General features: G+C 63.9%; 13 protein-coding genes. 5 read left to right on the forward strand and 8 right to left on the reverse strand.

All coding sequences use genetic code 11. From position 1 onward, the window contains the following. Positions 1 to 43 precede the first annotated feature (43 nt). Positions 44 to 238 (forward strand): hypothetical protein, encoded by a 195-nt coding sequence (locus YQ44_RS17005; RefSeq protein WP_071324400.1) that lies wholly within the window; start codon positions 44 to 46, stop codon positions 236 to 238. A 116-nt stretch (positions 239 to 354) separates the two neighbouring features. Further along, positions 355 to 966 (forward strand): TIGR01841 family phasin, encoded by a 612-nt coding sequence (gene phaP, locus YQ44_RS17010; protein ID WP_071324401.1) that lies wholly within the window; start codon positions 355 to 357, stop codon positions 964 to 966. A 98-nt stretch (positions 967 to 1,064) separates the two neighbouring features. Here phaP and YQ44_RS17015 read toward each other — a convergent pair whose 3' ends face one another. Beyond that, positions 1,065 to 1,712 (reverse strand): helix-turn-helix transcriptional regulator, encoded by a 648-nt coding sequence (locus YQ44_RS17015; RefSeq protein WP_071324402.1) that lies wholly within the window; start codon positions 1,710 to 1,712, stop codon positions 1,065 to 1,067. After that, positions 1,709 to 2,926 carry an MFS transporter gene (locus YQ44_RS17020; RefSeq protein ID WP_071324403.1) on the reverse strand — a complete coding sequence of 406 codons (1,218 nt, stop codon included), beginning with the start codon at positions 2,924 to 2,926 and terminating at the stop codon, positions 1,709 to 1,711. Before YQ44_RS17020 ends, YQ44_RS17015 begins: the two co-directional genes overlap by 4 nt. A gap of 188 nt (positions 2,927 to 3,114) precedes the next feature. Between YQ44_RS17020 and YQ44_RS17025 the strand changes: the two genes are divergently transcribed. From YQ44_RS17025 to YQ44_RS17035, 3 genes are all read left to right on the forward strand, one after another. Then, positions 3,115 to 3,819 (forward strand): SMI1/KNR4 family protein, encoded by a 705-nt coding sequence (locus YQ44_RS17025; protein ID WP_071324404.1) that lies wholly within the window; start codon positions 3,115 to 3,117, stop codon positions 3,817 to 3,819. 95 nt (positions 3,820 to 3,914) lie between these two features. Continuing rightward, positions 3,915 to 5,567, forward strand: coding sequence for a VRR-NUC domain-containing protein (locus YQ44_RS17030; protein WP_071324405.1), 1,653 nt, complete (start codon positions 3,915 to 3,917; stop codon positions 5,565 to 5,567). Continuing rightward, positions 5,549 to 7,822 (forward strand): ATP-dependent DNA helicase, encoded by a 2,274-nt coding sequence (locus YQ44_RS17035; RefSeq protein ID WP_071324406.1) that lies wholly within the window; start codon positions 5,549 to 5,551, stop codon positions 7,820 to 7,822. The genes YQ44_RS17030 and YQ44_RS17035 overlap by 19 nt, the downstream gene beginning before the upstream one ends. Positions 7,823 to 7,963: 141 nt before the next feature. On the opposite strand, the gene YQ44_RS17040 is transcribed toward YQ44_RS17035, so the two are convergent. From YQ44_RS17040 to YQ44_RS17065, 6 genes are all read right to left on the reverse strand, one after another. Continuing rightward, positions 7,964 to 8,704, reverse strand: coding sequence for a LytR/AlgR family response regulator transcription factor (locus tag YQ44_RS17040; RefSeq protein ID WP_071324407.1), 741 nt, complete (start codon positions 8,702 to 8,704; stop codon positions 7,964 to 7,966). A gap of 11 nt (positions 8,705 to 8,715) precedes the next feature. Beyond that, the gene (locus YQ44_RS17045; protein WP_071324408.1) at positions 8,716 to 9,792 is read right to left on the reverse strand and encodes a sensor histidine kinase; all 1,077 of its coding nucleotides are present in this window, start codon (positions 9,790 to 9,792) and stop codon (positions 8,716 to 8,718) included. 6 nt (positions 9,793 to 9,798) lie between these two features. Further along, on the reverse strand, positions 9,799 to 10,587 hold the full coding sequence (locus YQ44_RS17050; RefSeq protein ID WP_071324409.1) for a LiaI-LiaF-like domain-containing protein: 789 nt from the start codon (positions 10,585 to 10,587) through the stop codon (positions 9,799 to 9,801). Next, a complete protein-coding gene (locus tag YQ44_RS17055) occupies positions 10,577 to 10,960 on the reverse strand; it encodes a LiaF transmembrane domain-containing protein (RefSeq protein WP_071326573.1) in 384 nt (127 codons plus the stop codon). The genes YQ44_RS17050 and YQ44_RS17055 overlap by 11 nt, the downstream gene beginning before the upstream one ends. A 399-nt stretch (positions 10,961 to 11,359) precedes the next feature. Next, on the reverse strand, positions 11,360 to 12,262 hold the full coding sequence (locus YQ44_RS17060; RefSeq protein WP_071324410.1) for an NAD-dependent epimerase/dehydratase family protein: 903 nt from the start codon (positions 12,260 to 12,262) through the stop codon (positions 11,360 to 11,362). Between the two features lie 93 nt (positions 12,263 to 12,355). After that, positions 12,356 to 14,302: a UvrD-helicase domain-containing protein gene (locus YQ44_RS17065; RefSeq protein WP_071324411.1), complete on the reverse strand. Its 1,947-nt coding sequence runs from the start codon at positions 14,300 to 14,302 to the stop codon at positions 12,356 to 12,358. Between the last annotated feature and the right edge of the window lie 27 nt (positions 14,303 to 14,329).

A 14,329-nucleotide genomic window follows, 5' to 3' on the forward strand; every position in this document is an offset into this window, starting at 1 on the left:
GGCACGCTACAATGCGGGCACGCTTTTCTTTCGGAGCACTGCCATGAAATACCTGATCGCGGCCAGCCTGCTGCTGGCCTGCACCTGCGCGTCGGCCGGACCTGCCCCCTGGTACCAGTGGCGCAGCAAGGTCGACGGCACCCTGTCCTGCGCCCAGTCGACGCTGGGATTTGGCTGGGAGCTGGCCTCGGGACCGTACAAAGATAGCCGTTGCGAAAAACCGGCGCTTGTTAAATAATGGGGTCATAACAACACGGGGAACCGGCTTGATTGCTTAAAGAATTAGCGATGGCAATGCGGCGTCGAAAGAGTATGGAACGATAAGAACGTATCTATTCAAACCGAGGAGACCACATGTTTACGAATCCCGAACAATTCGCATCGGCCACCAAGGCCCTGTTTGAATTCCAGCTGATGACCTTCAATACCCTCACCACCAAGGCCGTGCAAGGCGTGGAACAGGTGCTGGCGCTGAACATGGCCACCGCCAAGTCCGGCATCGCGGATGGCATCGCCGCTGGCAAGGAAATCAGCCAGGCCAAGGATCCGAAGGCCGCCATGGCTGCCGCCGCCGCCCAGCTGCAACCGGGCGTGGCCGGCGCGAAAGCGTATAAACAGCAACTCGACGACATCATCAAGGAAATCCACACGGAATTCACCACGGCCGCCGAAGCCCACGTGGCCGAAGCGAAAAGCAATTTGAGCGCGCTGATCTACGACGTGACGAAAAACGTGCCGCCGGGCTCGGAAAACGCCGTCGCCATCGTCAAGGCCGCCATCGACAACGCCTTCCTCGGCTACGAGCAAGTCACCAAGGCGACGAAACAGGCCGTGAAAACGGTGGAAGAGCAGATCGCCAAGGCCAGCGCGCAAGTGGCGCAGGCCACGGAAAAGGCGACGGCCGGCGCCACCGCCGCGGCTGAAAAAGCAGCGCCTGCCGCCAAGCCCAAGGCGACTAAAAAGTAAGCGATGTAGGTAGGATTAGCGCGGCAACGCCGCGCGTAATCCGACGCATTGTTGGCGCCAATGGTGATGTCGGGTTACGCGCGCAGCGCTAACCCGACCTACAACCCGGCGGACGACACATCCACCGGCATGATCCTGTACACGCAGCGCCTGCCTCCCTCCAGCAGGTATTCGCTGCGTTCCACCGTGCAGTCGCCCCCCAGTACCCGTTGAAAGATGGCCAGTTCCGAGCGGCAGAAATTCTGGCATGCCGTGGCGGCCGCGCAGATGGGACAATGGTTTTCCACCAGTAACACGCTGCCATCGTCCTGCGCCTCGGCATGGGCCATGTAGCCCTCGCCATCGCGCGCCTGGGCCAGGGACTCCACCCTTTGCGCCAGATCAAGCCGCACGTCGACCAGCTTGCCATACGCGGCTTCGCTGCTGCGTTCGCGCGCGCTGATCAGCTTATCCAGTCCCTCGTCGCCAAACAGGGCTTGCACTTGCGCGATCAATTCCACGGTCAGGTCGGCATGGCGGTCGGGAAAGCGCGCATGGCCCGCCGGCGTCAATTGCCAGCGCCGCGACGGCCGCCCTACCTTGTCGGCCACATCCTCGAACGCCACCAGCCCCTTGTCGCGCGCCGCTTCCAGCTGGCGCCGCGCACCCATGGACGTGATATCGAGCAAGGCGGCCAGCTGCTGCGCCGTCTGCGGCCCGCGCATCTTCAGCAGGAACAGGCTCTGCTCCGACGTGCTGGCGTTCATGCCACCGCCTTCGCCTCGCCGACACCGGCCAACTGGCGACGCCAGGCCGCCATGCGCCAGGCGGCCCAGGCTGCCGAGCAGGCGCCGGCGACGAGGATCAATCGCGTATCGATCAGGGTCAGCACGGAGCCGCTGAGGGCGACGACGATGTTGGCGATGCAAAAGGTGGTGGCCAGCAAGCCCATCACGGCGCCCTGCCCGTGCGCGCTGAAACGCTCGGCGCACCAGCCCTGTATCACCGTGTTGTACAGCGCATTCGGGATGCCGAACAGCACGATGGCGGCGATGCCGACCCAGATATTCCCCAACGCCAGGACTCCCACGGCCAGCGCCACGCCGCAGGCATACCAGCAGGCGCGCAGCAGCGGCGCGTGGCGGCTGGGGCCGCCTGCCAGCAAGAAGGTGATGGTCATCGTGCCGCACAGGCCGACATTCACCCAGGCAATCGCCTGCGCATTGTAGTTGGCCGTCTCGACCAGCCACAAGGGATAGAACTCATAGAAACTGGCCACGCCGCACGTCAACGCCAGCTGCACGATGAACAGGGTGCGCAGCTCGTCGTGGCGCAGCAGGTTCAGCGAATGCTGGTCGCGCGCCACCTGCCACCAGGACGTCGTCAGCAACGATGGCGTTTCGCGCGGCAAGCCGACGGCCACCAGCACGGCGACCAGCATCAGGGCGGCGGCGGCGATCCAGAACGGCACCGTCACGCCCCACACGAGGGTCGCGCCGGCCAGGATCGGCCCCACCAGCCAGCCCAGGTAAAACGCGCCGTTCAGCCACGACATGGCGCGCAGGCGCAGCGGCCCCTGCAGCTGGTCGGCCAGCATGGCGCGCGCCACGGCGCCATTCCCTTCCAGCAAGCCGGTGATGAAACGGGCGACGATGAACAGCGGATAGGACTGGATCACCAGCGCCCAGGCCGTGATGGCGTGGCCGATGGCGGCGCCCACGGCCGTGCGCATCAGCAGGGGACGGCGGCCATAGCGGTCCGACAGCGGTCCCAGCAAGGCCGAACCGATCAGCAAGCCCAGCGGATTGATGGTCAGCGCCAGGCCGAACAGCAGTTTCGATGGCAGGCCGAGGAAATTATTGAAGGCATTCGGCGCCTCGGCCGCGAACAGCGGCGGCAAAATCGGATACGGCAGGGATGCGCCGATGGTCGACAGCAGCGCCAGCAGACAGGCGGCGGAGATCAATATGATGTTTTTCATGCAGCCTCTATCCGTTTCTTGATTATGTGTATATGGCAAGGCTACGTGGACAGCGCAGATAAGTAAACAAAAAAGTTTATTAATTGAGTGACGCCACTGCGTGTCCCCTGGAATCCTGCAACGCCTTGCTGCCGTGCATGGCATTGCGTCGGCTATCATTCCTGCTTACCACGTTGAACAGGGCACATATGACACTGTCGCAGATTGAAGATAGCCACGGCTTTTCTTACCCGCCACTCTATAAGCGGCTCGCCCAGGACGGCATGCTGGAGGTGGGCGAATACGGGCCGGACTGGTACCGCCTGGTATTTCCGACACTCAAGGAGCATCCTACCCTGCTGCTGCATGCGGACGACTTCGAATTGCTCAATGTAAAGGGCGTCGCTGAAGCGATGGAAGAGCTGGCAGACGCCGGCGACTACCGGCAGATCGACCCGGCCTTCCAGTTCATCCCGTTCGCGCAAACGGGCGCCGGCGACCATTACTGCTTCTTTGCTTCCCGCCAGCAGGACGGCGAGATGCCCATCGTGCTGCTGTGGCACGACCAGAATGAAGCCCAGTACCTGGCGAAGAACCTCCACGATTTCATGTTTCACATGCTGCTCCATGCCATGGCCGACCAGGATACCTACAACGAGGTGAGCGACGAGGAATTCAGGGATCAGCTGGAAAAAACCCTGACCACGCACGCGCGCTACCTGACGCCGCAGCAAGGCGAGGTATTGCAGGCGCTGCTGGCCAGGGACCTCATCGATTACGAGGTGCCGTTGCCGAAGGGACGCAAGGAGGTGCACCGGGGCTTGCTGACCGACATAGAACTCGCCAGGCTGCGCGAGCAATTCATTCCTTACGACAAGTTCGACAGCTATTTTGCCTACAGCACGGCTGGCTGAACATAAAATCGCTGGGCAAGCGGCGGATGAAGGTTTAAACTGTATATAAACACAGTAAAACCCGTTACATTGCCGCTAGCCCTACTATTATTCCCATGTTGAGAGTCCTGGAAAATCCCCTGTACTATCTGGATAATTTCCAGGATGTGCTGAACTGGATCGGCGCGCGCTATGCCGATCTGCTGAGCGCGGAAGAAACGCAATTCATCACCCAGTTCGGCACGCTGCCGCTGGCGTCACGCGCCCTGTTCGTGCGCCTCGTCATGCGCAAGGGCTGTCTGTTCCGCGCAAGCAAGCTCAACTACGACGAGATCGGCGACACGCGCGCCGCCGCCCTGCCCCTGCTGGCCTTGCACTGGGTGGCGGCCGATCCCGCCATCTCGCTCGACGAACTGTTCGAACTGCTGCTGAAAGGGGAAATCGGCCAGGCTTTCGGCCTCGCCGCGCCCCTGAAGGCGGCGCGCAAGGCCGAGCAGCTCGAAGCCTTGCGCGAGGCCCATGCGGAAGACAAGCCGTTTTCCGCCTGGTATCCGTCCTCGGACGACGTGCTGTACCGCATCGACAAGCAGGCCCTGTGCGACCGCCTGCGCCTGATTTACTTTGGCAACTATCACCAGGACTGGTCGGAATTCGTGCTGTCCGACCTCGGCGTGTACCAATACGAAAAAGTGGAATTCTCGCCGCAGTCGCGCGGTTTCCGCACGCGCCAGGATATCGAACACTATGAAGTGCTGCACCAGTGCCGCGAACGCTACAACGACAGCGCGCCGGCCGACGAGGTGCTGCAGGAACTGGCGGCACTGCCCTTGTCGCAGGACAATACCTGGCTGCTAGGCCGCCGCGACAAGCTGCGCTTCCAGATCGCCCAGCACCTGGAAAAATGCCAGGACTGGCCCACCGCCTACCGAGCGTACGCCGATTGCCGCTATCCGGGCGCGCGCGCCCGCGCCATCCGCGTGCTGGAAAAGGATGAACAGCCGCAGGCGGCCTACGACAGGCTGCTCATCGCCCTGGCGGCGCCGGAAAGCGAGGCGGAACAGCAATTACTGCTGCGCATGGCCCCCCGTTTGCGGCGCAAGCTGGGCCACGCCAGGCAGGCGGCCAGCGCGCCCGCCAGCGTCGAGCGCATCGACTTGCAACTGCCGTTTCCCCGCGAAGCATGCTATGTGGAAGGCGTGGTGCAAGCCCATCTGAGCCAAAGCGACGCGCCCGTGTATTACGTGGAAAATACCCTGATCAACTCGCTGTTCGGCCTGCTGTGCTGGCCCGCCATCTTCAAGGCCATCCCCGGCGCCTTCTTCCACCCGTTCCACCGGGGGCCGGCCGACTTGCACAGCGCCGACTTTTCCCTGCGCCGCAGCGCCGACTTCGCCGCCTGCCTGGCGCAGCTTGACGACGGCAGCTACCGGACGGCCATCCGCGCCACGCATGCCGCCAAGCACGGCATCGTCTCGCCCTTCGTCAGCTGGGAGGTGCTCGACGATGGCTTGCTGGAACTGGCGCTGGCCTGCATGCCGGCCGCGCACCTGAGGAAGGCGTTCGAACGCATCTTGCTCGATATCAAAAGCAACCGCAGCGGCTTGCCCGACCTGATCCAGTTCTGGCCGGCCGAACAGCGCTACCGCATGATCGAAGTCAAGGGTCCGGGCGACCGCCTGCAAGACAACCAGCAGCGCTGGATCGCATATTGCGCGCAGCACGCCATGCCCGTCAGCGTGTGCTACCTGCAATGGGAGGCGGCCGCGTGACGTACACGATCGCCGTGCGCGCCCTGTGCGAATTCACCGCCAAGGCGGGCGACCTGGACTTGCGCTTCACCCCCTCGCCCACGGCCCAGGAAGGCATGGCTGGCCACGCCACCGTGACGGGCCGGCGCGACGACGGCTACCAGCGCGAAATCAGCCTGTGCGGCGACTTCGGCCCCCTGCACGTGCGGGGCCGCGCCGATGGCTACGACCCCGCGCGGCGCCAACTGGAAGAGATCAAGACTTACCGGGGCGAGCTCGACGCCATGCCCGCCAACCACCGCCAGCTGCACTGGGCGCAGGCGCGCATCTATGGCCACTTGCTGTGCCAGCAGCTGAAGCTGCCCATGCTGCGCGTGGCGCTCGTGTATTTCGACATCGCCAGCCAGAAGGAGACCGTGATGCACGAGGAATGCACGGCCGAGGCGCTGCGCACCTACTTCGAGCAGCATTGCGCGCTGTTTCTCGACTGGGCCGAGCAGGAAATGGCGCACCGGGCCAGCCGCGACGCGCAACTCGCGGCCATGGCCTTCCCCCACGCCGACTTTCGCCCGGGCCAGCGCCAGCTGGCCGAAGCCATGTACAAGGCCAGCAGCCGTGGCTGCGGCTTGCTGGCGCAGGCGCCGACGGGCATCGGCAAGACGGTGGGCAGCCTGTTTCCCATGCTCAAAGCGACGGCCGCGCATGGCCTCGATAAACTGTTCTTCCTCGCCGCCAAGGTGCCCGGGCGGCAAATGGCGCTCGACGCCTGCGCCATCCTGAAGGACAGCGCGCCGCTGCTGCCGCTGCGCGTGCTGGAACTGAGCGCCAAGAGCAGCGCCTGCGAGCATCCGGACAAGGCGTGCCACGGCGAAGCGTGTCCGCTGGCCAAGGGCTTTTACGACCGCTTGCCGCTGGCGCGCGAGGTGGCGCTGGCCAGCGGTTTGATACTGGACAAGGAAGCCGTGCGCGCCATCGCCTTGCAGCAAGGTATCTGCCCGTATTACCTGGGCATGGAATTGGCGCGCTGGAGCGATGTCGTCATCGGCGACTACAATTATTATTTCGACCTCAGCGCCATGCTGTACGGCATGACCCTGGCCCACGAATGGAAGGTCAACGTGCTGGTCGACGAGGCGCACAATATGGTGTCGCGCGCGCGCAGCATGTATTCGGCGGAACTGGCACAGATCGACCTGAAGATGCTGCGCAAGTTCGCGCCCGAGGCGCTGAAAAAACCGCTGGACCGCGTGTCCCGCCAGTGGACGGCCCTGCTCAAGCAGCAGGAGGGCGATTACCACGTGCATGCGGCCTTGCCGGACAAATTCTTTGGCGCCCTGCAAGGCGTGGCGACGGCCATCGGCGACTACATGGCCGAGCACGCGGGGGCGCTGGACGAAGACTTGCAGCGCTTTTACTTCGATGTGCTGCTGATCAACCGGCTGGCCGAGAGTTTCGGCACGCATTCGCTGTTCGACGTCAGCAAGACAGAGACGGGCTCCACCGTCTGCATCCGCAACATCGTGCCGGCGCCCTTCCTCAAGGAACGCTTTGCCGCCAGCCACAGCACGGCCCTGTTTTCCGCCACCCTGAGCCCGTGGAATTACTACAGCGATACCTTGGGCATGCCGGAGAACACGGCCTGGGTCGACGTGGAGTCACCGTTCCATGCGGAACAATTGTCCGTGCGCGTGGCCGACAGCATTTCCACGCGCTACCAGCACCGCGCCGCATCGCTGCTGCCCATCGCGCAACTGATGGCGCGCCAGTACGCGGAAACGCCAGGCAACTACCTGGCCTTTTTCAGCAGTTTCGACTACATGGAAAAGACGGCCACCCTGTTCGCCCAGCATTACCCGGACGTGCCCATCTGGCAGCAGCCGCGCCGCATGGATGACGCGGCGCGCGCGCAATTCCTCGGCCGTTTCGGCCTGGACACGCGCGGCATAGGCTTTGCCGTGCTCGGTGGCGCCTTCGGCGAAGGCATCGACTTGCCCGGCGCGCGCCTGATCGGCGCCTTCATCGCCACCCTGGGCTTGCCGCAAATCAATCCCGTCAACGAGCAGATCCGCCAGCGCATGGGCGACATCTTTGGCGCCGGCTACGACTACACGTATCTATACCCGGGCATGCAAAAGGTGGTGCAGGCGGCTGGCAGGGTCATCCGCACGCAGTCGGACAAGGGCGTCGTCTACCTGATCGACGACCGTTTCTCGCGTCCGGAAATCCGCCAGCTGCTGCCGACGTGGTGGGATGTGCAGTCAAGCAGGCCGCTATAAATATTGCGATTTCTGACGTCCATTCGCGGCGCTCTGCGGTGTGGCCCGCTGCTGGCAGTGCCCGCACTGCGTCGCAACGGGCGCCTTGCAACACATCCGCTTCTGTTCTTCATAACGTCACAATAATTGCCCACGACCTGCTTAGCCAACCAGTACCTTGAGCTTCTGGTAGCCCGCCTTGCTGACGGGAATGCGCGTGTCGTCGCGCAGGATGGCCACGTGGCTGTCTTTCGTCGCCGCCTCGATGCGGCAGATGCCGTCGATATTGAGCAGGTACGACCGGTGCACGCGCACGAACTTGGCCGGGTCCAGCTGCGCCTCGAGTTCGGCCAGGGTCTGGCTTTTCAGGTAGGACTTGCCTTCCGCGCGAATGCGGATGTAGTCGTCCTGCGCCTCGATGTAGTCGATGCGGGCGCTGGCGATCACGTGGACCTTGGCGCCGTCGCGTATCAGCACGCGGGCCAGGGGCGCGGCGCGCGTGGCCGCCTCGCGTGCCGCCGCGTGCACGGCGGCTTGCAGCTGGGCCGGCGCGCGGCGCTGCGCGCGCGCATGCGCCAGCGCCTGCTCGAAGCGCTGCTCGCTGTACGGCTTCAATAAATAATCGAGCGCATGGCATTCGAAGGCCTTCAAGGCGTACTGGTCATAGGCCGTGACAAAGATCAGCCGCGTCTTCGCGCCGATCAGCTCGGCCACTTCGAAGCCGTCCAGGCGCGGCATCTGGATGTCGAGGAACACCAGTTCCGGCGCCAGTTCCGCGATGGCCTTGACGGCGTCGAAGCCGTTCGCGCATTCGGCCACGATCTCGATATCGTCATGGCGCGCCAGGTATTCGCGCAGCACGCCGCGCGCCAGCGCTTCATCGTCGACGATGGCGACCCGCATTCTTGCCTGCATCATTGCTCCTCCGTGTCGCCGGTCTGCGCCGGCATGGAAATCGTCACTTCGAAAGCGTCGCCGCGCCGCGCCCAGTGCACGCCGGCTTCGTGGCCATACGCGCCGGCCAGGCGCTGGCGCACATTTTCCAGGCCCACGCCATTGCCGCCGGCTGGTCCTTGATCCACGTCAACAGGATTGCGTACCTCGATCTGCAGCAGGCTGCCGGCACGGCGCACGGCCAGCGTGATGCGGCCGCCGTCCGTCAAGCCGCAGATGCCGTGCTTGACGGCGTTTTCCACCAGCGGCTGGATCAGCATGGGCGGCAGCAGGCACGCCAGCGCGGCATCGTCCACGGCAAGCGCCACTTGCAGGCGTTCGCCGAAGCGCACTTGCTCGATGTCGAGAAAATGGCGGATCAGCACGAGTTCCTGTTCCACGGTAATTTTCTTGTGCGCTTCCATGCTCAGGCTCTGGCGAAAGAAGCTGGCCAGCTGCAAGGTCATCTGGCGCGCACCCGCCGCATCGATCGAAGTCAAGGCGCTGATGGAATTCAAGCTGTTGAACAGGAAATGCGGATCGATCTGCGTGCGCAGCATGCGCAATTGCGCCTCCTGCGCCACCAGCTGCGCTTCCAGGCCCCGCTGTTCGGCCGTCTTGGCGCGCACGAATTCCAGCAGCAGGTAATGCACGGCGGCGGCCAGGCAGTACAGCAGCACACCCAGGCCGAAGAACAGGGCCAGCAGCGATTGCGCCAGGTGCACGCCCAGCCAGCTCACCTCGAGCAGCAGGCTGACGCTGTTGAGAAATTGCAGCAGGGTCGCCCACAGCAGGCCGGCGAACAGGGCCGCCACGGCCAGCACACCGGCAATCGCGGCCGGTTGGCGCTTGTTCAGCGGATAGGCGCGGCACAGGTAAAACGCGGAAAAGCCCGTGCCGATCGCATACACGAGCGTGGCGGGCGCCACCAGCAGGACGGCGTTGAGCCAGGGCGCATGGGCCACCCTGGCCAGGATGGAGGCCAGGGCCAGGCCCAGGGCGATGCAGACCAGAAACACCACCACGGCGCCGCGCCGCTTCGACAAGGGCCCCGACATGCGCGCCTAGTTGCGGATTTCCAGGCCGCCCATGATGGCGTAGCCCGTCACGTACAGGCGCTTGTCCTGGTTCGGCGGCACGATGGTTTTCTCTTCAAAACCGCCGAGGATGGGCGTGCCCTGCAGCACGACGCTCCAGTCGGGCGGGATCTTGATGGTGATGCCGCCGCACATGGCAAACACATTGAGCACGGCCTCGCCTTCGATCGACGCCTGGCGCAGGTCGATTTCGCAGCCGGCCATGATGACGTTGATATCGCCGCCCTTGAAGCGCTGCGACGACACGCGCCGCACATAACCGCCCAGGATGGCCGTCACTTCGATGATGCTGTCTTCATCCACCTGGCCGCTGGCGCCGGGCGCTGCCGGTTCCTTGTCGAGCGAGACGGCGCCCTTGCGCGGCTGGCCGAAGTGATCGGCATCGTCGGCGGGCAGATGGCGGCGGCGCTGGCGCTGCTGTGCGCCGGGCAAGGACTTCGACACGACGGCCATGCCGACGGCGATGATCACCAGCGGCCACAGCATGCTCCAGTTGATGTAGAACAGGCCCATGGCTTTCAGGGTCCAGCTCACGCCCAGCAAGACCATCACGCCGCCGACGATGTAGCCGGAGCGGCTATGGCTTTGCGAAATCTTCAGCAAGCCGAAAATGACGAGGATGGTGGGCCAGAAACGGAAGGTGTAGCGCACGTTGATGAAGCCGAGGTTATCGAGCAGGAACAGCAACCCCAGCCCGATGACGATCACGCCCAGCACGATCTGCGACGGCGAGTGCAGCTGCGGTTTATTTTTCATGCTCGGACTCCCGGTAGGCAATAAAATGTTGGTTCAACAGCGGTTCGAGCACCAGCCCCACGCCCCAGGCGATCAGCAGGGCCGGCCAGCTATTGTAGAAGTTCAAGTTCCACAGTTCCTCGTACGACACATACCACCAGGCGGCGAAGAAGATCAGCCACAGGCCGCTCAGTATCTGCCTGGCCGAGACGGGCGCCAGCAGCTTGTTGATGCCGAAGACGACCAGTATCAGCGGCCAATAATGCCATAGAGAATAATAATCGTGGAGGATGATCATATCGAGCCGGTCCAGCAGGATGACGGCGCCTATGGCAATGAGCAACACCCCCCACAGGAGCTGGGTGCGGCGGCAATACGCTTGTTCGGATTTCACGATACCCCCTTGATGTTGGTTGATCGTAAAGATACGCGCGATCGATGCGCAACGATAGCCCGCGTCGGCGAATGGCGGAAATGGCACGGTGAATGGCGGCGGGAACGGCGGATGGCGAAAAAAAGGGCCGGCAAACGCCGGCCCATAAGGGGTTAATGCAGCAGTACACGACTTGGGGAGCCCTTGCGCGATCCCATGGCGGGACGCGCATGCGGAGGCAAAATCTGGTGCCGATCCTTGAGGCGACCGGCTGACCTGCTGGAAGATCGAACATGCCGCCAACTTCACGGCAGTGCGTCTCAACCAAGCAAAGTCATCATACTCCCGATCGCGAAAAAACACCGTTCGCTAGCGCACACAGAAGTGGCTTTACTGCGCTGTATCAAACCCTGCCCCCATTCAATGCGGCGGATGGAGCATATCGCGCTCGATCCAGTCGATCACCGATGATCCCCGCGGCTGCCAGCCCAGCAGCTTGCGCGCCCGTTCGCCACGCACGCGGCTGTTCGAACCGAGGCCGTACGAGGCCATTTCATAGCCCCACTCGGCGATGGCGTCCGGCAAGGGCCAGTCTTGTGCGGGGCCCAGTTGCAGGGCACCGGCGATGGCGGCCGTCATGTCGCGGAACGCCGCTTCGCCCGACTCGACAAAGTAAAAGGTGCCGGCCGGCGACTTTTCCAGCGCCAGCAGGTACAGGCTGACGACATCGTCGATATGCACGTTCGACCAGATGTTGCGGCCCGGCCCCACGTGGCGCACGATGCCGCTCTTGCGCGCCTGCTTCAGCAGACGCGGCAGCTGCACGCTGTCGCGCGGCAAGGCGCCGTGGCCATAGATCAGGGTATTGCACAGCACGCTGGCGCGCACGCCCTGCTGCGCGCTGGCCAGCACCAGCTCGTCGATGGCGACCCTGGCCGCCTTGTCGGCCGTGGGTTCCGGCAGCTTGTCTTCGTAATAAATCTGCTGCGTGCCCTCGCCGCCCGAGGCGTCGCCCACGATGGACGAGCCGCTGGTGTGCAGGAAGGGCTTGTTGGTGCCCGCCAGCGCTTCGATGATGGCTTCCACGGCGCCCCGGTGGTCGCTGCTGGCCGCGTTGACGACGGCGTCGGCCGCGCGCGCCTGCTCGATGATCAGTTCGCGATCATTCAGGGTGCCGACGACGCCCTGCACGCCGATGGTGGCCAGCTCGGCCACCTGCTCCGGCTTGCGCACGAGGCCCGTGACCTGGTGGCCGGCGCGCACGAGGCCCGCCGCGATGGAACTGCCGATGAAACCTGCCGCGCCTGTCAAAAATACCTGCATATTTACTCCCTGTCTGGTTAGATTGCTTTCAATCACACCAACCCAGTATGCCCGCTTTCTTCTTTCGCAAAAAGCGTTCGCGCGGCAAAGGATTTATGACTTGGGCGCAACAATCTTCTGTTTGAGCTGCAGGGCGGCGATGTAGCGGCTCCGGTAGGCGGGGTCTTCCGGCGTCAGCAAGGTGAGCCTGTCGCGCGCGCGCGTGGCGGCCACGTAGAAGCGGTTTTCTTCTTCCAGCGGATCAGTCTTGCTGCGCGGGAACTCATCGACGGCCAAATAAGGCAGGATCACGTGGTTGTACTCGAGGCCCTTGATCTGGTCGATGCAGGCGATCACCAGTTTGGCCTTGCCGCTGGTCACGGCGACGGCGTCCTCCATCTCGCCCAGCCAGCCGGCAAAGCCGCCCAGCGCCACACCCGCTTCGCTGCAGACGGCGATGAAGCCGTGCAGCGAACGGGCCACGACGCGCGCCTGGGCCGGGTCGACATAGATGCGCCGCGCCGTCTGTTCCAGCTGCATCAGGCCGAAGATGTGCTGCAGCGCGTCGCCGGCCAGCGCATCGGGAGGCAAGGCGCGCAGGTAATCGACGGCAGCCAGGGTCAGCGCTGCCTTGTCCTGGTTCTGCGACTTGCCCAGCTGGTTGGTCAGGAATCCTTCCAGCAAGTCCGGATAATTGGCCACGTCGGCCTTGGCTTGCTGCAGCTCGCCGCGCGTAAACGGGATTTCCGCGAACGCCACCAGGGCTTCGAGGATCTCGCCGCGGCGCGGGCCGCTCTTGATCGCGTGCAAGTCCTTGCGGGCGATGGCCACCATGCCGCGCAGCATCAGCACTTCCTGGCTCAGCAAATAGCTGTTCATGTCCACCAGTCCATAGGCGATGCCGCTCTGGAACAGCGCCGTTTCCACGCGGATGGCCTGGTCGCGGTCGCGCAGCAAAATGGCCGTCGTACCCGCATGGGCGTGCTCGAGGGCCGCGATCAGCTGCGCGCTGCACGCCTGCGGCAGCGCATGGTCGTACTGCAGCACCTCGATGTGGGTAGCGCGCGACAGCGCCGACACGCTGGCCTTGTTTTTCAGCACGCCCACGGCGTGCGCCAGTTGCGTGCCGTAGCGGTAGGACGCCGTCAGCGGCAAGCGCTGCAAGGCGGGGAATTCCTGCTCGAAGCGCTGGCGCAGGAAGCGGTGATCGGCGCCCGACCACGTATAAATGACCTGGTCCTTGTCGCCGGCGCCGCAGAAAAACGCGTTGCCGCGGCGTATCAGCATGGTCAGCAGGCGGAACGACGCCTCGTTCAAGTCGTGCAATTCATCGGCGACGATGATCTGGAAGGCCGGCAACTGCTGGCGCAGCGGCTCGTCGCCATCGAGCATGCGCACCAGGTCGTAGGTGGCGTCGAACGGCGCGCGGAACTGGATATCGCCCGTGTCGGCGCCGCGCAAGCCTTCGTATTCACGCAACCACAGATAATGCGTGCGCGACATGCCCAGCAGCTCCAGGTTGTCGTCCAGGGAATTGCTCTCGAAGTCGGGATTCTGGAAATCCAGGCGCGCCTTGGTGCGCAGCTGCAATTTGAGGAATTCGGCGATGGCGCCATTCGTCGTATTGATTTCCAGCGGGTAGCGGTGAGCGTATTTCTCCGACACCACCTCCAGCGCTTCCCACGCCACCGGGCGCAGCTCTTCATCGCTGCGCATGAACGCCACCTGCACGTGTTCCAGCTGCAGCAGCACCTTGGCGGCAAATGCATCGAAGGTGTCAATGACGAGGCGCTTGACGACGCCGAGCGGCACGCCCACTTCCAGCAGGCGCTGGCGCAGGGCCACGCGCGCCGCTTCCGTGAAGACCAGGGCCAGCATGCGCTCGGGCGCGCGGCCACGGTGCAGCGCTTCGGCCAGGCGCAGGGCCAGGGTCGTCGTCTTGGCGGCGCCGGCATTGGCGTCGATCAAGACCACTTTCTTTTGCGCCGTCTGGATGGCGACCTGTTCCGGCGTAGGCGTGATGCGTTTGGGAAGGAACTGCGGGGCGTTATCTGTACTCAAGGGTATCCTGAAATAATGTCTGTTCTC

Source organism: Janthinobacterium sp. 1_2014MBL_MicDiv, from assembly GCF_001865675.1.
In the GTDB taxonomy this organism is placed as follows: domain Bacteria; phylum Pseudomonadota; class Gammaproteobacteria; order Burkholderiales; family Burkholderiaceae_D; genus Janthinobacterium.